The sequence below is a fragment of the Mycobacterium sp. E1715 genome, from assembly GCF_001667625.1.
In the GTDB taxonomy this organism is placed as follows: domain Bacteria; phylum Actinomycetota; class Actinomycetes; order Mycobacteriales; family Mycobacteriaceae; genus Mycobacterium.
The window spans coordinates 1-17,246 of record NZ_LZJJ01000421.1 but is presented as its reverse complement, the minus strand read 5'-3'; the positions used below and the strand labels follow the sequence as shown (position 1 = coordinate 17,246).

The window sequence follows — 17,246 nt, the reverse complement described above, 5'->3', positions numbered from 1 at the left end:
CCAGTGTCGATCACGGCCACCGGTACGCCGTTGCCGGTGCTGTATTGCCAGGCCTTGCTGATGTTGAGCAGGTTGAAGCCCGGCGCCAGCTGCGCCACGTCGGGGTTGCGCACGGTGATGGGCGTCGAGCAGCTGTTGGCGCGCCGCATCGGTTGGTCGCTTCGCGGCGGCCCGTCCGGCGGCACCATGCCGGGATCGACCTGTGGGGGTGTGATGGCTTGCGCGGCAGGGATATTCGCGGACAGCGCGACCAGGGTGACGGCGGCGGTCGCCGCCGCCGCGCGCTTCAGTGCCGAATCCACGTGAACAGCCCCCCCAGGGCCGCCGCCGCCGGCAGCAACACGATGAACGCGAACACTTCCACCCATTCCACGGTCAACCGGATCAGCGGCCTGAACCGCACCGTCGGCACCAACAGCGCCGCGGCCAGGCCGCACGCGGCGAAGGCCGCCACCGCTACAGCGGGCCAAAGCAATCCGCTGACAACGTCTTTCGGCTCCACGATGGCGTATTTGACCGCCCCGGCGCACACGGCGGCGGCGGCCCCGCAGGCGAGCGCGACGGCCTGGTACTTGGCGGCGAATCCCCTGCCCTGGGTGATGAAGATGCCCACCACGAGTCCGGCGACCACCAGCGCCAACCACGCCCACGGGCGCCCCGGTGTCAGCACCCCCCACACGGCGGCGGGCAGGACGATCGACACCCCGACGCAGACACCGACCTGCACCGCGTTGACCAGCCGCGCGGAGGCGGCAATGGCCGCGCCGCGCGCGGTGATGTCGGTCAATTCGTTGTCCTCGTCCTCGGATTCGTCCTCACTCACCGGCGAGACAGTGTCGACGGGCATGCCTTCGCGCCGGGCGAAGAGGTCGCGGCCGGTGATCGATCCGAAGTGCGGCGGCCGAACCCGGGCCACCCACAACGCGATCATCGGGGTCATCCTGACCAGGATCAGCAGCCCGACCAGCACGCAGATGGCCAATACCTGCGCCGAGGCGGGCCGGAACATCCGAACCGCGGCAACCGCGGCCAGGATCCCGCACACCGTCACCACCGCGGTGACGACCGCGGTCTGCCACCGCTTCCGCGTCGTCACGCCGATGGCGATGGCACCGAGGATCACGATCACGAGGCCGATCAGCCCGTGCGCCGCGCCCAGGGTGCCCGGCGGCGCGCAGGCGCCCGCGACCGCCAGCAACACCACTGCCAGCCAGCCGAACCCGCTGAACAGGTCGCGCCGCTCGCGCCAGCCCCACCAGACGATGAACGTCGCGATGATCAGCAAGACGCCGACTGCGCCGGCCACCGCGGCCGGGATGGGGCTGTCGGTGAACATCCGCGCGCGCAGCGTCAGCGCCACCACCACCGCGGCCGCCATCGCGATGATCGCGACCGCGGTGTGCGCGGCCGTCAACGGCGTCACCGGGGCGAACATCCGGTCGCCGCCCTCACGGCCCAGCCACTTGCCCATGGCCGCCAGGCCGGTCGACAGCGACTCGTACTGCGGTTCGAAGGACTCGCCCGCGACACGGGGCACCAGCACCAGGGTGTCGCCGTCCTGCACGCCCAACTCGTCCAGGCTCTTGTTGATGTCGAGGCGGACCCCATTGATCTTGTGCAGTTCGTAGCTGCCCGCCGGCAACGTAATGCCTTCAAAGCCTTTGCGCTTCAGGTCGGCGTCGAAGAGCTCGACCATTCCCTCGAAGAATCCCTCCACCGGAATTCCGGCCGGGAACACTTGCGAGCAGAGATGCTTCTCGTAGGAAATGTTGACCGCACAGCGCGCCGGGAAGGCGACCTTATGCGCTGATGTCACGGCGTCGTCCGCTCCGCATCCGGAATGTATTTGTCGGCCAGGCCGGCGGTAATTTCAAAAAGACGCAACCGCGTCTTTTTCTTCAATTCGTGAACCGTGTCGATGAGGCCACCTTTGGCGAGATGCGGATCGAACGGCATCTCCTCGACGGTCGCCCCGACTTTGCTGAACCGCTCGGTCAGGTAAGCCAGCGCATCCTTGTCGGTGATCTGATCGGTGTGGTTGATGATCACGGTGCTGCGCGACACCAACTCGTGGTAGCCCTGCGACCGCAGATAGTCCACGGCACGCAGCACGGGCCGCGACCGATCGGCGGTGATGCCGGAGACGAACACGAGGGTGTCGGTGTTCTCCAGCACCGGCTTCATCACCTCGTGCTCCAAATCCGGCGACGTGTCCACGATCATCACCGTGTGAGTTCGCCGCAGCCGCGACAACACCCCGGAGAACATCGCAGGCACCAGCGGCCGGGGCTGGTCCGACGTACGGTTTCCGGCGAGGACGTCGAGCCCGATCGGGTTCTGCCCCAAGTGTTCACGGATGTCGGCGTAGCCCTGCACGTCGGTGTCGTTGATGATGGCGGTGTAGTCACCCGGCGGCGACTCGTCGATGCGGTCGGCCAGCGTGCCGAAACCCGGGACGGCATCGATCGCAATCACGTTCTGCGGGCGGCATTCCCGGAACACCCCGCCGATGCAGGCGACCATGGTGGAGACCCCGACCCCGCCCTTGCCGGAGACCACCGTGATCACGTACTGCCTCCGGATGTGCCGCCGGATACGGTTCTGCAAATCGCGGTAGTGCCGCTCGGCGGGCGATTCCCCGGGATTTATTTTTTTAAAAGAGATGACGTAGACGAATTTCCGCCAACCCGAGCCTGGAGGAATCTTTCGGGGCGCGGCAAGATCGGTAATGCGCATGGTGTCGGATACCGAATCCGGGAAGTTGCGGCCCCCTGACGGATCCCCCCGTCTGAGCGCCCCTTCGTCCGACATATTCGGGTCATTCCAAGGGCTCGTCACGTCGCGATGCTAACACGCTCGGCGATACCACGTTTACCGATCAACAAACCCTTCAAGCACGTAACAGGTTGCCATTCCACGGCATTGGTTAAGTGACTTATCTTGCGTCAGTGGAGAAGTCGGCCGCCGGATCAGACCACTCGCCGATACGAATACCACTCCTCGCCGGCGGGCAGCCGGCGGATCAGTCGCTGCACGGCGCCACTGATGTCGCTGCGCGAGCCGGGTGAAAGGATCTGGTAGCGGCGCTGACCCGAGATGACGTTCTCGACGCAGACGCGGCCCGCCGGGGTGTCGATGATGGACACGGTCGAATCGCCGACGGCGACCCGCGCCATCTCGTCCGGCCCGACCCCGGCCTGCAGCCCCACGATTGCCGCGTGCGCCGAACGCGCGGGGTCGGCGGCCATGGTGACGATCTGCAGCTGGTCGACGTCGAGGTTCTGCCTGAGCAGAAACGTCCGGAGGCTGGCGGCGTCGCGCACCGAGGCGAGCAGCTCTTCGGTGTCGAGGGTGACCGGCTTGAGCGGGGCCACCTCGGCCACCCCACACAGCCGCTCGACCTGGCCCACCACCAAATCGCTGGCCCCGCCCTCGTCATTGGCGGTGCCGGCCGGGTACAGGCGGATCAGCTCGGCATGGCGTTCGAGCACCACCCACCAGCTGGCGAAGCGGCAGACGGACGCCCGTGTCGGTTCACGGCCCGGCACGCCGATGTTGACCATCAGCGCCAAGTCGCGCCGCAGCAACACGGTCAGCCATTCGCGGATCATCGGGTCGACATTGCCCGCCTCGTCCAGGGCGCCGGCGGCCCGCAACTCGTCCGCGATCGGGTGGCTCAGCGCGCGCTCGGGGGTGTCGAGCCGCGGCAGCAACGGCCGCAAGCCCAGCTCGGGACAGGTCTGCTCCACCCCGGTAACCGCCTGCAACACCCACAGGCCATCGACCGTCGTCGTCAGCATGTCACTTCGCTTTCAAAGCCGCGCACCCTTGACCGGCGGGCTACACGCCGAAGGGGGGCACATGCGCTCGAGCGCATCTGCCCCGCCTTCAATCGCACTCACCCACCACGCCCAACCAGCAGATCGGAGCCGGGGCGGTTGTTCAGCCGAACAAGTGGCCGATGTTCTGGTCGGTCGCGAGCGCGTTGTCCAGCACGTGGGAGGTCGTCATTCCGTGCTGGCTCACCGTGTCGATCAGCCCCTGCAACCCGGAGAGCATCTGCGCCTGCGCCTCGAAGAATTGCTTCGCGCCATGACCGGCGAAGAATTCTGTCAGCTGGTTGGTCCGGTTCGCGGTGTCGTCATAGATTCCCTGCAACTGGCCGGCGCGCGATCCGATGTCGGACGCGAAATCGGCTACGGCGCCGGGGTTATAGGTGATGGGGTTGGACATTGTGCATTCCCTTCAAAGGCCGATTGTGAATTGCGAATGGTGGATGGGTTAGGAGCCGTGGCCGCCGAATAGCGCGCTGAACGCGTGCGTCGAATCCGCCTCGTGGTGTTCCATCAACGCCGCCGCCTGCTTGAGCCCCTCGGCCAGGCGGGTTCCGCCGTTGAGCACCTTGTTCAGGTCGTTCTGGATTTCGATGGCCGTCGCGTGAGACGCGGTCACGGCCTCACCGGACCAGGTCGAAGGGTTCATGACGTTTTCGTGGTTCGCGATGTAGCCCTGCGCGATCGCGATCGCGTGTTCCATGTTGGCCTGGATATGGTTGGAAGCATCGCGAAGCACCTGAGCCGATACTTGGATTGTTGAACTGTCCACTTGGGGTTTCTCCTAACTACTGATGCCCTCCCCCGGAATTACCTGGGGCATGGAGCGAAGTGTATGGCTGCTGTATTTATCTGTCGATTCACCCTTAGCCGGGCCGGCTTCACACTCTCGTGTCGACAACCCGCACCGTCGCGGGCTGTTCGGCTTTGTCTCGGGATCCGCGCTCTCCTCCCGCCCCATGCCCCACCGGCATGCCGCCCATAGGTGTACCGCCGCCGACCGTCGTGGTCTGCGGACGAATGGCCTCGGCCCCCAACGCCCCGCTTGGCCGCAGCCCCACCGGCCGGCCACTGCCGGCCGGTTCGAAGGCGCTGACGGGACGGGTGAAGGTGGTCGCGGGCATGCCGGCCCCGCCCAGAGAGGCGGCCCCTCCGCCGCCGCCCGAGGCGCCGACGGCCGACATCTCCGTCGCCGATATCGCCGAAATTCCGGGCGCAGCACCGCCCATGGCTCCCGGGTTGGCGAACATGCCCATCATCGACTGCAGCGGCTGCATCATCTGCATCGGCGCCTGCATCATTTGCATCGGCGCCTGCATCATTTGCGGGACCGCGCCCATCATCGACTGCACGGGCTCCATGAACGAACCGGCCTGGCTCATGATGTCCTGGCCGCCCGACGCCGCCTGGCCCGCGCCCTGGGTGCCCGTCTGCGCACCCTGCATGGCGGCACGCATGCCGTCGCCGGCGCCGACGTTCGCGGCCGCCTGTCCCACCGCCGCGGCCGCCTCCGCCGGCGCCGCCGGCGACGCGCCCATGGTCGCCAGCGGCGGTGGAATGGCGAGGCTCTCGCTCAAGGCGGTCAGGATCGTTCCGTAGCTGGCGCCGACGGCGGAGTTGTTCGGCCACATCGACCCGAAGTATTCGAGCTCCAGCGACGTGATCCGGGGCGTCAAGGCGCCGAGGACGATGGGGTTGATGCCGTAGTCGGTGGCGCACTCGGTGCGGTTGGCGATGCACTCGGGCGCTGGCCGCATCGTGCCGTACGCCATCTGATACGCGGAGACCGCGGTCGAGACCACCGCGGGTTTGACATCCACCCACCCGGCGAGCCCGTGCAGTGACGCGTTCAGCGCGGTGGCGTTGGTGGCGGAGGCGAGGGAGCCGACACCGGTCCAGCTCACCGACGTCGCGACGGTGTTGATCTCCGATGCGATGCTCGAGCCGTGATGGGTGGCCGCCAGTGCCGTCCAAGCGGCCTGGTTGGCCAGATGGGTGATGACGCCGGCACCCGCCTTGAGCAACATGTCGTTTTCTTCAGGCGTACGCGCGGCCCACCCCGGATCCGCCATGCCGCACTTCCCCCTTTGCTGCCCCGCTGGTGGCGTAGCTGGCTGTTACGCGCCTATCGCCAACGCCAAGCTACGCATGAGTTCGGTGACGACGTAGGTACCCGACGCGATGCTCTGCGCGCCGGCGAACAAACCGCGCTGGGCGGCGTGCTCGGATACCACTCCCAGGTAGTTTCCGCCGCACGCGTTCAGCGCCGCCGCGAACATCGCCGAATCCGGGTCTGCGCCCATCGGCATGACCCCCAGCAGCACGGGCGCGGCCGCCGAAGCCGCCGCCTGCGTCTCGGCGCTGATACCCGACTCCGCGGCCGCCGATGCCAGCACAGCCTCCGATTGCACCTGCAGCACCATGATTTCCCTCCGATTGCTCAGCGTCATAAGACGGGCTTGGCGCCTCAGTCTAGTGCGGTTCTACTGTTCGTGTATTCACTCGGATTCCCCCCGGTCTCCCGGCCGGAATTACGTGATTCAGTTGACGGGCGGTATTCCCGTTATGAGGCATCCGTCAAACACCCCGCATGCCACTGCAGGCACACCGGTCACGCGGTTACCGCGTGATTCATGCGAATGGCTGGCAGTAATGGCCGCCTATTTGGTGCGGCCTGAAACATCGAATCGCCCGATCACGTTTCCCGTCGCGGAAATGCCGACCGAAACTACGCGGGTCCGCGGCCGTCACCGGCCAGGTTCAGCAGCAGCCGGGTGCCCCCGAGCGGACTCGTCTGCAACGCCGCCGTGCCGCCGTGCAGTTCGGCCTGCTGGGCGACCAGCGCCAGCCCCAGCCCGGAGCCCGACCGCGATGCCGTGGAGCCGCGGGCGAAGCGCTCGAAGACCGCGGCCCGCTCGGACTCCGGAACGCCGGTGCCGTCGTCGTCGATCGCGATCTCCACGCCCTCGCTGGAGCTGCTCACGGTGAGCTGGATCTTGCCGGCGTTGCCATGCTTGACGGCGTTGGCGATCGCGTTGTCGATCACCAGCCGCAGGCCGGTGGGCAGTCCCACCATAAGCACCGTCGGCGAGGGCACCAGCGACACCTCGACCTCGGGATATATCCGCAGTGCGTCGTGCGCGGCACGGTCCAGCAGTTCGGTGATGTCGAACGGGACGAAGTCGTCGACGGTGGTCAGCTCGCCCTGTGCCAGCCGTTCCAGCGCCGTCAGCGTTCCCTCGATGCGGCTCTGGGTGCGGATGACGTCGCCGATCACCTCCTGGCGCTGCTCACGGGGCAGGTCCAGCGTGGAGAGGACTTCCAGGTTGGTGCGCATCGCCGTCAACGGGGTGCGCAGCTCGTGGGAGGCGACGGCGGCGAAGTCGCGTGCCGACTCGAGCGCCGCCTTCGTGCGCTGTTGCTCCTTGCCGATGCGCGCGAGCATTCCCTCGACCGCTTCGGCGATCTCCACGGCCTCCCGCACCCCGCGCACCTGAACCTCGTCGGGGCTGGACTGCGCGTTGATCGCGCGGGCCTGCTGCGCCAGCAACAGGAACGGGTTCACCATGATCAACGAGATCACCCAGCCGACGACCACCGTGCCGCCGATGACGCTGGCGCAGATCAACAACACCCGCAGGTGTAGCTCGTTGATCCGGTGTTGCGCTTCGGCCAGCGGCGCGGCCAGCGCGATCGAGGCGGGCCCCGCCGAGAAGGTGCGGACGCGGTACTGCACGCCGTTGATGGTGGTGTTGGCGTATCCGTTGGGCAGCTTCGGCAGCACGATGTTGTTGGGCACCGAGACCGTCACGTCGCCGATGCGCGCGGTGCGCACCAGGTTGCCGTCCGGCATGGGCTGGTCGGGGCTCGCGTGCTCGACGTTGTTGAGCAGTGAATTGATGTCGCCCAGGCTGCTGACCGAGTCGAGCCGGCGGTCCAGCTGGCTGTACTGGTCGTTGGTGACGCCGACCCAAACCCAGGTGCCCAGCAGCACGACCAGGGTGATGACCGAGAGCGCGGCGACGACGACGATGGTGCGCAGCGACAACACCCGCATCGGCAGCTGTACGTGCGGTAACACGCGAATGTCACGCTCCTCTGGTGCGCTCACGGCGCCGGCCGGAGACGGTGTCGAGAACCTGACCACAACCCTCACACCCTTCGCGATTCGCCGCGTTCAGGCGTCGTGGCGTTTCGCAGAGAATGTAGCGCCAAACTTTGAGCTCCTGCCCGGCCCGGCCCTGACCGCGGTCGTTTTGCCTCCATCGTGGTGAGTGAGTACTCTCTCACCATGCTCGCCTCCGGACGTGATCGGCTCCTGGCCGAGGCGCTGAAGCTTTTCGCCGCCAAGGGTTACGCGGCGACATCGGTGGCCGACATCCAGCGAGCGTCGGGTCTGGCTCCGGGATCGGGAGCGCTCTACAAGCACTTCGGCTCGAAGCGCGAGCTGCTCGAGGCCGCCGTCGCGTACCGGATCGACAGCATCGTGGCGGCGCGCGAGCAGTACGACGCGGGGCAACCGGGCAGCGTCGAGCAGGCGGTGCGCACGGCCGGGCAGCTGATCTGGAGCAATCTCAAAGAGAGTGAGGACCTGCTCAAGGTCATGCTGCGGGAGCCCGAGGAGCTCGGCGACCTCGACGAAAAGACGTGGCAGGTCATCACCGACAACGCCTATCAGCGCTTCGCCGACGAACTGGCCGCGTCGAATCGGTCCGGCCGCACCCGCATCCCCGATCCCGAGGCGGCCGCGGCGGTCGCCATCGGGTCGTTGTCGTATGCCGCGACGCTGCAGGCGCTGACCGGCAGGCTGCCCGGCAACATCGACGAAGAGCGGTACTTCGAGGCGTGGGTCAGCCAGACCGTCAGCGTCCTCGCCCAGTACGGAACCCGTTGAGCACAACAACCTTTCAGGAGTAGACCGTGACTTTCTCACTGCAACTGACCGACGACGTGATCGAGGTACGCGACTGGGTGCACAAGTTCGCCGCCGACGTCATCCGGCCCGCCGCCTCGGAATGGGACGAACGGGAGGAGACCCCGTGGCCCGTGATCCAGGAGGCCGCCAAGGTGGGGCTGTACTCCCCCGACTTCTTCGCGCAGCAGGCGGCCGAGCCGACGGGCCTGGGCATGCTCACCGCGTTCGAGGAGATGTTCTGGGGCGACGCCGGCATCGCGCTGTCCATCATGGGCACCGGCCTGGCCGCGGCGGCGTTGGCGGGCAACGGAACTCCCGAACAGCTGGGCCGGTGGCTGCCGGAGATGTTCGGTACGGCCGACGAGCCGAAGCTGGGTGCGTTCTGCTCCTCGGAGCCCGACGCCGGGTCGGACGTCGGGGCGATCCGCACCCGGGCCCGCTACGACGAGGCCACCAACGAATGGGTGCTGAACGGCACCAAGACCTGGGCGACCAACGGCGGCATCGCGAACGTGCACATCGTGGTGGCGTCGGTGTATCCCGAATTGGGCACCCGCGGACAGGCCACGTTCGTCGTCCCGGCGGGCGTCAATGGTTTGGCGCAAGGCCAGAAGTTCAAGAAGCACGGGATCCGGGCATCGCACACCGCCGAGGTGGTTCTCGACAACGTTCGCCTACCCGAGGACCACATCCTGGGCGGCCGGGAGAAGTTCGAGGCGCGCATCGCCCGGGTCAAGTCGGGTGCCTCCGCGCGCAGCCAGGCGGCGATGAAGACCTTCGAGCGCACCCGGCCCACGGTCGGGGCCATGGCCGTCGGCGTGGCCCGCGCCGCGTACGAGTACGCGCTCGACTATGCCTGCCAGCGTGAGCAATTCGGCCGCAAGATCGGCGAATTCCAGGCGGTGGCGTTCAAGCTGGCCGACATGAAGAGCCGCATCGACGCCGCCCGCCTGCTGGTGTGGCGGGCCGGCTGGATGGCGCGCAACAACCAATCGTTCGACGCCGCCGAGGGGTCGATGGCCAAGCTGGTTGCCAGCGAGACGGCCGTCTACGTCACCGACGAGGCGATCCAGATTCTGGGCGGCAACGGATACACCCGTGACTATCCCGTGGAGCGGATGCACCGCGACGCCAAGATCTTCACCATTTTCGAGGGCACCAGCGAGATCCAGCGCCTGGTGATCTCGCGGGCGCTGACCGGCTTGCAGATTCGGTAACGGCCGCATCCCGCGGTCCGTGCCGTCACGGGCGCGAGACATGATGGCCGGATGACCACCGAGATCCGGGTCCTCGACAGCGAGGACGAACTGCTGGCCGCGGCCAACGTGTTTCGCGTCGCCATGATCGGCTTCCCGCCGATGCCGGAGCTACCGCCCGGCCAGATCGCCAAGCTGCTCGAGCCCGGCCGCACCCTGGGGGCGTTCGTCGGCGGGGAGCTCGTCGGCACCGCGGACGCAGTGACGAGCCGAATGACGCTCCCCGGCGGGTCGATGGTGGGGCACGCCGCCGTCACCCACATCGGGGTGTTGCCGTCGTTCACCCGGCGGGGCGTCGCCACGGAGTTGATCCGTCATCAATTCGGCGACATCGCGGCCCGCGGCGAGGTGGTCGCGTCGTTGCGGGCCTCCGAGGCCACGATCTACGGGCGCTATGGGTACGGCGTCGCCAGTTCGTCGCAGACGGTAGAGGTGCACACCGCGCGGGCGGCGCTGCGTCGCGAGGTCGGGGCCGGCGGTCCGGTGCGGTTGATCGACGCGGCCGAAGGCTGGGCGTTGTTGCCCCGCATCTACGCCGAGAATCGTCCGTCGCGGCCGGGATCCATCGACCGGCCGGACGCGTGGTGGCGGAGCCTGCGGCTGCGTACCGAATCATCGCCGCAGCCTTCGTATGTCGCGGTGCACGGCGCCCCGGGAGCCGAATCCGGTTTCGCCCGCTACCGCCCCGTCGACACCGAGAGGTGGTTCGTCAGCGACCAGCGCACGATCGCGGTGGAGGACTTCTTTGCCCCGACCGCCGAGGCCTATCTCGGCCTGCTGCGGTTTCTGCTGCGGCTCGATCTCATTGACCGCGTCGTGTTTTGGATGTTGCCGATGGACGATCCGCTGCCCTGGTTGCTGGCCGATCGGCGCGCCGCGCGCGTCACCGCCGTGCATGACGAAACGTGGCTTCGCGTCATCGACGTGCCGCGGGCGCTCTCGGCTCGCCGGTACGGCGGCGACGGCGGCGTCACCATCGCGGTCAAAGACCCTATGCTGCCCGATAATTCGGGTCGTTTCACGATCACCGGGGACGGCGCCGAACCGACCGGCGGGCGCGCGCAGCTCGAGGTCGACGTCGAGGGGCTGGCCGCAGTTCTGCTCGGAGGTGTGACCTGGCGCGACCTCGCCGTCGCGGGCGTGGCCCGACCCGATGACCCGTCGGCGATCGCCGCGGCCGACCGATTGTTCGCGGTGCCGGACGCTCCCCATGCCGGGTTCTACTTCTAGCCGCGCGGGTATGCGGATCGCGTGATCGTCATCGTCGGTGCGGGGGTGTGCGGGCTGGCCGCCGCCCACGAGCTGGCGCGGCGTGGGGAGCCCGCGATCGTGCTGGAACGCGGGGTCCCGTTCGGCGAGCAGTCAACGGGATTGGCCCGCATCTTCCGGATTGCGCATCGGCGCCCGTCGTTGTGCCGCCTGGCGCTCCGCGCCCGCGCCGGCTGGCAGCGCTGGGAGGACGAGCTCGGCGTGGGCCGGCTATTGGGCGCGGAGGGATTCATCGCCGCCGGTGCCTGCGAGGAGACCGCGGCGGCCATGACAACGGCGGGTGCTTCATTCCGTTGGGTGGACGGGGCGGAGATCGCCGCGCGGATCCCATTCGCCGCCCCGCCGTGGGAGACCGGTGTGCTGGATCCACTCGGCGGCAGCCTGCGAATCCGCCGCGCACTGTCCGCGCTGGCGGGGCGGCTCGACGTCCGGCGTGGCGACGTCGTGGCGGTTTCCGACGACGGTGAGGTGAGTCTGGCCGACGGCGGCGTGCTGCGGGGCGACCGCGTGCTGATCTGCGCCGGCGCGCGGACGCCGGCGCTGTTCGGCCCGCTTGGTGTCGAATTCGCCCCGCACACCCGGTTCACCTACGCGGGCGCCGACGCGACCGGCGCGGCGTGCCTGTCGGCGCCCGAGGGCTACGGGCTGCCGCTGGGCAGCACGGGGCGCTGGGCGTTCGGTCAGGAGGTGCCGGACCCCGCGACGGTGCGCGCGCTGTTCCCAGGGCTGTCGCCGGTTGGGCGGGTGGACTGCGTGACGGTTCGCGCGCCGTGGCTGGACGCGGGCGGCGACGGCTGGACGGTGGGCCGCCGCGGCCGCGTCGTCGGGTTCGTCGGCGCCAACCTGATGAAGTTCGGTCCGTTGCTCGGCGAACTGCTTGCCGAGGCGGTGCTCAGCGAAGAGCTACCGGGCCAGCTGGCCCTCGCCCGATAGTTCACCTGCAGGGCGCAAGCGCATCGCCGGACGAGTCCGCCGCCGCGCGGGGACGGCCATCAGCGTTCCAGCGCAACGACACGACGATGAATCGGGGACGGTAGATGCTCACCTGGCGGTACACGTCGCCGCCCGGCGCGGTGTCAAGGCTGTTGACGTCGTACGAGATGACCAGCTTGCTGGACGTCGAGTACTCGGGGTGCACATGGGCGTTGTAGGTGTAGACGTCGGCGTCGTGGTAGAGCCCGGCGCTTCCGCTCTCAGGCGTCAGGTACAGCGTCGTCGCGGGCCCGAAGGGTCCCGTTGGGGACGGCCCGAAGCGGCCAACGAGGCGATCGCTGTATCCCCTGCCCCCCTGCATGGTGGTGAGCATGTAGACGCCGTCGCGCAGCCGGTGCACCGAAAGCTCGGCGCCGACGCGGTCGCTCACCCGGAACGAATCCGCTTCCGCGGACGACCATCCCCGGCCGGTCCAGTACGAGAAGGCTTGCCGCAGATCGCCTCCCGCGATGCGGGCCACGTGCAGGTACTTGTTGTCGGCGCCGGTCTCGACACCGTAGACATAGGTCCAGCCGCCGTCGTTCTGCACCCACTGGCCCCATTGGATGCCGCGCGATCGTGGCAGCGGCGTGATCGCCGAGGCTGCGCGCAGGTCCCCGATGTCGAACCGCGCCAGCGATGACCCGACGAACACGAAGTCGAGCGGTCCGCGCCCACCGGATCTCCACTCGGACAGCGGAACCTGTAGTGCCCCATCAAGATACGTCGCCGCTCCCAGCCAGAACCAGTGCGTGGGGTCAACCGGCGCGACCACGCCCGCCCGGTGGTCGGCCGTCCCGCCCACCACGGTGGACCAGTGCCCTTCGCCGTCACGGATGACGAAGGAATTGTGCACGAAAAGCGCGTCGGGCGGTCGGGTCGGCGGGGTGATGGGCCCGAGGAAAGTATCGGAGAACACGAAGGCCTCCCTACCGTCGGGCAGCGTGGCCGTCCAGGTCGAATCTCCGCCCGTCCAACCGCTACCGGAATTGCCGTAGTTCGTCAGGGCCGTGTTCAGGCAGTCCAGCGGCGCGGAGCCGAGCACCACCGGCGCCCCCATCACGCCGCGCGGGCCCGGCCAGGACGAGAACAGGCCGAGAGCGAGAGCCGCGATCAGGAGGGTGACGAGCAGCCGGCCGGCCCGCCTGCCCATCCCGCGCGTCACGCTCACACGATAGGCGCTCCGGGTTGCGGGAGGTAAGCCTTTCCTTCTAGACCGGCCAGGACGCCCAATTGCCGCTCGTTTAGGGACGTTTGACCCTAGGTCCGCGGAGTGGCGCCTCGGAATACTTGGGCGGCTTGACAAATTGCGTGAGTCCGCACCGGCCCCCGTGGAGGTATGCGATGACGGCTGAAGCGCCGCCCGTCAGCGGCCTGCAGGCCCGCCGGCCGTTTCCCGCGCGGACAGGTCCCAAGGGGAACCTGATCTACCAGCTCATCAGCACGACCGACCACAAGATGATCGGCATCATGTACATGGTCGCCTGTTTCATCTTCTTCTTCATCGGCGGCCTGATGGCGCTGCTCCTGCGGCTCGAGCTGGCCCGGCCCGGGCTGCAATTTCTGTCCAACGAGCAGTACAACCAGCTGTTCACCATGCACGGCACGGCGATGTTGCTGTTTTATGCGACGCCCATCGTCTTCGGGTTCGCGAATCTGGTACTGCCCCTGCAGATCGGTGCGCCCGACGTGGCCTTCCCACGGCTCAACGCGCTGTCGTTCTGGCTGTTCGTCTGCGGCGCGCTGATCGCGTTGGGCGGCTTCATCGTTCCCGGAGGTGCCGCCGATTTCGGGTGGACCGCCTACACGCCGCTGTCCGATGCCGTGCACAGTCCCGGCGTGGGCGGCGACCTGTGGATTCTGGGCGTGGGCGTCGGTGGTCTGGGAACCATTCTGGGTTCGGTCAACATGATCACCACGGTGGTCTGTCTGCGGGCCCCGGGCATGACCATGTTCCGGATGCCCATCTTCACCTGGAACATCCTGGCCACCAGTGTGCTTGTCCTGATTGTCTTCCCGCTGTTGACCGCCGCGCTGTTCGGTTTGGAGGCCGACCGCCGCTTCGGCGCGCACATCTACGATCCCGCCAACGGCGGGGTGATGCTGTTTCAGCACTTGTTCTGGTTCTTCGGGCATCCCGAGGTCTACGTGATCGCGCTGCCGTTCTTCGGCATCATCTCCGAGATCGTCCCCGTGTTCTCCCGCAAGCCGCTGTTCGGTTACAGCACACTGGTTTACGCGACGCTGTCGATCGCCGCACTGTCAGTGGCGGTGTGGGCGCACCACATGTATGCCACCGGCGCCGTGCTGCTGCCGTTCTTTTCGTTCATGACGTTCCTGATCGCCGTCCCCACCGGGATCAAGTTCTTCAACTGGATCGGCACCATGTGGAAGGGCCAGTTGACGTTCGAATCCCCGATGCTGTTCGCGATCGGGTTCTTGCTGACCTTCCTCATCGGGGGGTTGACGGGCGTGCTGCTCGCCAGCCCCCCGCTCGACTTCCACATCACCGACACCTATTTCGTTGTGGCGCACTTCCACTACACGTTGTTCGGCACGATCGTGTTCGCCACCTACGCGGGCATCTACTTCTGGTTCCCGAAGATGACCGGACGCCTGCTCGACGAGCGGCTGGGCAAGCTGCATTTCTGGCTGACGTTCATCGGCTTCCACACCACCTTCCTGGTGCAGCACTGGCTCGGCGATTCGGGGATGCCGCGCCGGTATGCCGACTACCTGCCCACCGATGGGTTTCAGACGCTCAACCTTGTCTCGACGATCGGGGCGTTCATCCTCGCCGCCTCGGTCTTGCCGTTCGTCTGGAACGTGTTCAAGAGCTGGCGCTACGGCGAGCCGGTCCTGGTGGACGACCCGTGGGGCCACGGCAATTCGCTCGAGTGGGCCACCAGCTGCCCGCCGCCGCGGCACAACTTCACCGAGCTGCCGCGAATCCGTTCGGAGCGGCCGGCTTTCGAGCTGCATTACCCGCACATGGTGGAGCGCATGCGCGCCGAGGCGCATGTCGGCCGCCGCGAACTCGCGAGCGCGACGCCCGACGCGGCCGACGTCGCCATAAACTAGTTGCGCCGTATCACCATTCGCTTCTCCAGCCCCCCCAGCGCGGCGTCGCTGAACTTGCCCAGCGCGGCGAGTAGTCCGATGGCCAACAGCATCACGTCGGTGCGGCCGGTGTTCTGGCTGTCGATCAGCAGGAAGCCGAGTCCCTTCGACGAGGCGATCAACTCGGCGGCCACCAGGAAAAGCCACGCGTTCGCCAGTCCCAGGCGCAGCCCGTTCAGCAGAGCGGGGGCGGCTGCGGGAAGCATGACCGTCGTCAACAGCGCGGCCCCGTCCCGACCGTAGGCGCGGCCCACCTCCAACAGTTGCGGGTCGACGTGGGACAGCGCCGACGCCGTCGTGGTGTACACGGGGAAGAACGCGCCGATGGCTACCAGCAGCACCTTCGGTGTTTCGTCAATGCCAAACCACAAGAGCAGTAACGGAACCCACGCCAGCGAAGGCACGGTGCGCAAGGCCGCCACCGTCGGGGCGAGCAGCCTGCGCGCGGTGAGCGACAGCCCCACTAGCGATCCGATCGCGAGCGCGGCGGCCGAGCCGAGCAGGTAGCCGAGCGAGACACGCCCCAGGCTGGCCTGTAGATGGGTCCAGAGCTCACCGCGACGCAGCAGGTCACCCAGCGCCGCGATCACGTCGCCGGGTGGGGGCAGTTGACTGGCCGAGAACCAGCCCGCGGCGGTCACCGCTTGCCAGGCGGCCAGCAACAGCAGCGGAACCGCAAGCCCAGCCGGGGCGAGGGGGATCCTCAGGACACGTGTTGGGCGTACTTCGGCTCGATGATCGTTCCCAGCGCGCCGCGGCCGGAGTCGTCGGATTTGATGTCGGAGTCCGCCACCGCGATCGGCAGGATGTTCGTCAACACCGTCCGCTGCGGGTCGCCCGGCGCGGGCGGGATGTCCAGCACCGTCCGTCGCAACTCCTCCTGGGCGACGCTCGGTGTGACTTTCGCCTGCGAGGCCAGCAACGCCGCCAGCTCCTCGGGATGCGCCTTCGCCCATTTACGGGCCTCCTCATAGCTATTGACCACGGACTGGACCACATCGGGATGCGCGGCGCTGAAGTCCTCTCGAACGTTCAGCACGCCATAGGAGTTGAAATCCGGATTGCGGTAGAGCATCCGCGAACCCTGCTGCTGAATGGTCTGCGCCATAAAAGGATCCAGCCCTGACCAGGCGTCCACATCGCCACGTTCCAGCGCGGTTTTGCCGTCGGCGTGCTGCAGGTTGACCATTTCCACGTCGGCGGGTGAAAGCCCCGCCGTGGCAAGGGATTGCAGCAGGAAGAAGTAGGGGTCCGTGCCCTTGGTGACCGCGATTTTCTTTCCCTTCAGGTCGGCGACCGAGGTGGCCGTCGAATTCTTGCCCACCACCAGGGCGGTCCACTCCGGCTTGCTGTACACGTCGATGATCTTGATCGGCGTGCCGTTCGCCCGCGCGACCAAGGCGGCCGAACCGGCGGTGGACCCGAAGTCGAGTCCCTTGGAGCGCAGGCCCTCGTTTGCCTTGTTGCTCCCCGCCGAGAGCACCCAGGTGACGTTGTAGCCCCTTCCCTCCAGCAGGTGCTGGTCGCGTACCACCAGGCTCAGCGGGTTGTAGTACGCATAGTCCAGCCGGATGTCCCTGGCCGCCGTAGTCCCGGTTGGCGAGCCGCAGCCGGCGGCTGCGGCCAGGACCGAAACCGCAATCAGGCAGCGCATTTTCATCACGTCTTGGCCTCCTCGGAAACCGCGGATCCGGCAGCGGCGCGGCCGCGCCGCGGTACGCCGAGCTCGTCGAGCAACTGTTGGCGCAACGCCGCGATGCGTGGGTCGCCGCGGTCGCGTGGCTTGGCGATCGGGACGTCGAATGCCGCGCCGATGCCGGCCGCGCCCGTGGGGTCGGCGCGCAACACGAGCACGCGGTCGGCGAGGATCGCCGCGTCTTC

The 17,246-nt window shown here is 67.7% G+C and carries 16 protein-coding genes and 2 pseudogenes; 5 read left to right on the top strand and 13 right to left on the bottom strand.

Translation table 11 applies throughout. From position 1 onward, the window contains the following. From A9X03_RS20465 to A9X03_RS20425, 9 genes and pseudogenes are all read right to left on the bottom strand, one after another. Positions 1–302 (bottom strand): annotated as a pseudogene (locus A9X03_RS20465) (type VII secretion-associated serine protease); the annotation flags it as partial. Further along, positions 287–1,816, bottom strand: a complete 1,530-nt coding sequence (eccD, locus tag A9X03_RS20460) for a type VII secretion integral membrane protein EccD (protein WP_082974547.1) — start codon at positions 1,814–1,816, stop codon at positions 287–289. The gene eccD and the pseudogene A9X03_RS20465, both read right to left, overlap by 16 nt. After that, entirely contained in the window at positions 1,813–2,838 is a 1,026-nt protein-coding gene (locus A9X03_RS20455) for a MinD/ParA family protein (protein WP_156675583.1), read from the bottom strand. The genes eccD and A9X03_RS20455 overlap by 4 nt, the downstream gene beginning before the upstream one ends. 131 nt (positions 2,839–2,969) lie before the next feature. Continuing rightward, a complete protein-coding gene (locus A9X03_RS20450) occupies positions 2,970–3,800 on the bottom strand; it encodes an ESX secretion-associated protein EspG (protein WP_067760409.1) in 831 nt (276 codons plus the stop codon). 142 nt (positions 3,801–3,942) lie between these two features. Then, the gene (locus A9X03_RS20445) at positions 3,943–4,233 is read right to left on the bottom strand and encodes a WXG100 family type VII secretion target (protein ID WP_067760412.1); all 291 of its coding nucleotides are present in this window, start codon (positions 4,231–4,233) and stop codon (positions 3,943–3,945) included. Between the two features lie 48 nt (positions 4,234–4,281). Next, positions 4,282–4,605: a WXG100 family type VII secretion target gene (locus tag A9X03_RS20440; protein ID WP_067271862.1), complete on the bottom strand. Its 324-nt coding sequence runs from the start codon at positions 4,603–4,605 to the stop codon at positions 4,282–4,284. Between the two features lie 109 nt (positions 4,606–4,714). Further along, positions 4,715–5,905, bottom strand: coding sequence for a PPE family protein (locus tag A9X03_RS20435; RefSeq protein WP_067760414.1), 1,191 nt, complete (start codon positions 5,903–5,905; stop codon positions 4,715–4,717). A 45-nt stretch (positions 5,906–5,950) separates the two neighbouring features. Further along, the gene (locus tag A9X03_RS20430; RefSeq protein WP_067760429.1) at positions 5,951–6,256 is read right to left on the bottom strand and encodes a PE domain-containing protein; all 306 of its coding nucleotides are present in this window, start codon (positions 6,254–6,256) and stop codon (positions 5,951–5,953) included. Between the two features lie 305 nt (positions 6,257–6,561). Continuing rightward, the gene (locus A9X03_RS20425; RefSeq protein ID WP_067760416.1) at positions 6,562–7,890 is read right to left on the bottom strand and encodes a sensor histidine kinase KdpD; all 1,329 of its coding nucleotides are present in this window, start codon (positions 7,888–7,890) and stop codon (positions 6,562–6,564) included. A gap of 234 nt (positions 7,891–8,124) precedes the next feature. Between A9X03_RS20425 and A9X03_RS20420 the strand changes: the two genes are divergently transcribed. The 4 genes from A9X03_RS20420 to A9X03_RS20405 are packed head-to-tail and all read left to right on the top strand — an operon-like array spanning position 8,125 to position 12,206. Further along, positions 8,125–8,727: a TetR/AcrR family transcriptional regulator gene (locus A9X03_RS20420; protein WP_156670258.1), complete on the top strand. Its 603-nt coding sequence runs from the start codon at positions 8,125–8,127 to the stop codon at positions 8,725–8,727. Between the two features lie 26 nt (positions 8,728–8,753). Then, positions 8,754–9,965 carry an acyl-CoA dehydrogenase family protein gene (locus A9X03_RS20415; RefSeq protein ID WP_067271857.1) on the top strand — a complete coding sequence of 404 codons (1,212 nt, stop codon included), beginning with the start codon at positions 8,754–8,756 and terminating at the stop codon, positions 9,963–9,965. 51 nt (positions 9,966–10,016) lie between these two features. Further along, the gene (locus A9X03_RS20410; protein ID WP_067760418.1) at positions 10,017–11,234 is read left to right on the top strand and encodes a GNAT family N-acetyltransferase; all 1,218 of its coding nucleotides are present in this window, start codon (positions 10,017–10,019) and stop codon (positions 11,232–11,234) included. A gap of 21 nt (positions 11,235–11,255) precedes the next feature. Continuing rightward, positions 11,256–12,206: an FAD-binding oxidoreductase gene (locus A9X03_RS20405; protein ID WP_067760420.1), complete on the top strand. Its 951-nt coding sequence runs from the start codon at positions 11,256–11,258 to the stop codon at positions 12,204–12,206. 1 nt (position 12,207) lies between these two features. Here the strand turns inward: A9X03_RS20405 and A9X03_RS20400 are convergent, their stop codons facing one another. Beyond that, on the bottom strand, positions 12,208–13,410 hold the full coding sequence (locus A9X03_RS20400) for a DUF4185 domain-containing protein (protein ID WP_156746617.1): 1,203 nt from the start codon (positions 13,408–13,410) through the stop codon (positions 12,208–12,210). Positions 13,411–13,589: 179 nt separating this feature from the next. On the opposite strand from A9X03_RS20400, the gene ctaD reads away from it, so the two are divergent. Then, positions 13,590–15,326: a cytochrome c oxidase subunit I gene (ctaD, locus tag A9X03_RS20395; RefSeq protein WP_068262680.1), complete on the top strand. Its 1,737-nt coding sequence runs from the start codon at positions 13,590–13,592 to the stop codon at positions 15,324–15,326. Here the strand turns inward: ctaD and A9X03_RS20390 are convergent. The 3 genes and pseudogenes from A9X03_RS20390 to A9X03_RS29915 form a co-directional block, all read right to left on the bottom strand. Beyond that, positions 15,323–16,033 carry an ABC transporter permease gene (locus tag A9X03_RS20390; protein ID WP_197498900.1) on the bottom strand — a complete coding sequence of 237 codons (711 nt, stop codon included), beginning with the start codon at positions 16,031–16,033 and terminating at the stop codon, positions 15,323–15,325. The genes ctaD and A9X03_RS20390 overlap by 4 nt on opposite strands. Before the next feature lie 35 nt (positions 16,034–16,068). Beyond that, positions 16,069–17,025, bottom strand: coding sequence for an aliphatic sulfonate ABC transporter substrate-binding protein (locus A9X03_RS20385; RefSeq protein ID WP_067760426.1), 957 nt, complete (start codon positions 17,023–17,025; stop codon positions 16,069–16,071). After that, positions 17,025–17,246, bottom strand: a pseudogene (locus A9X03_RS29915) (ABC transporter ATP-binding protein); the annotation flags it as partial. The pseudogene A9X03_RS29915 and the gene A9X03_RS20385, both read right to left, overlap by 1 nt.

What these genes read in the sequence shown, in the direction of transcription:
- A9X03_RS20425 (WP_067760416.1), bottom strand. Translation starts at nt 7,890, where the DNA reads ATGCGGGTGTTGTCGCTGCGCACCATCGTCGTCGTCGCCGCGCTCTCG.
- A9X03_RS20430 (WP_067760429.1), bottom strand. Translation starts at nt 6,256, where the DNA reads ATGGTGCTGCAGGTGCAATCGGAGGCTGTGCTGGCATCGGCGGCCGCG.
- A9X03_RS20410 (WP_067760418.1), top strand. Translation starts at nt 10,017, where the DNA reads ATGACCACCGAGATCCGGGTCCTCGACAGCGAGGACGAACTGCTGGCC.
- A9X03_RS20435 (WP_067760414.1), bottom strand. Translation starts at nt 5,905, where the DNA reads ATGGCGGATCCGGGGTGGGCCGCGCGTACGCCTGAAGAAAACGACATG.
- A9X03_RS20450 (WP_067760409.1), bottom strand. Translation starts at nt 3,800, where the DNA reads ATGCTGACGACGACGGTCGATGGCCTGTGGGTGTTGCAGGCGGTTACC.
- A9X03_RS20420 (WP_156670258.1), top strand. Translation starts at nt 8,125, where the DNA reads ATGCTCGCCTCCGGACGTGATCGGCTCCTGGCCGAGGCGCTGAAGCTT.
- A9X03_RS20445 (WP_067760412.1), bottom strand. Translation starts at nt 4,233, where the DNA reads ATGTCCAACCCCATCACCTATAACCCCGGCGCCGTAGCCGATTTCGCG.
- ctaD (WP_068262680.1), top strand. Translation starts at nt 13,590, where the DNA reads ATGACGGCTGAAGCGCCGCCCGTCAGCGGCCTGCAGGCCCGCCGGCCG.
- A9X03_RS20385 (WP_067760426.1), bottom strand. Translation starts at nt 17,025, where the DNA reads ATGAAAATGCGCTGCCTGATTGCGGTTTCGGTCCTGGCCGCAGCCGCC.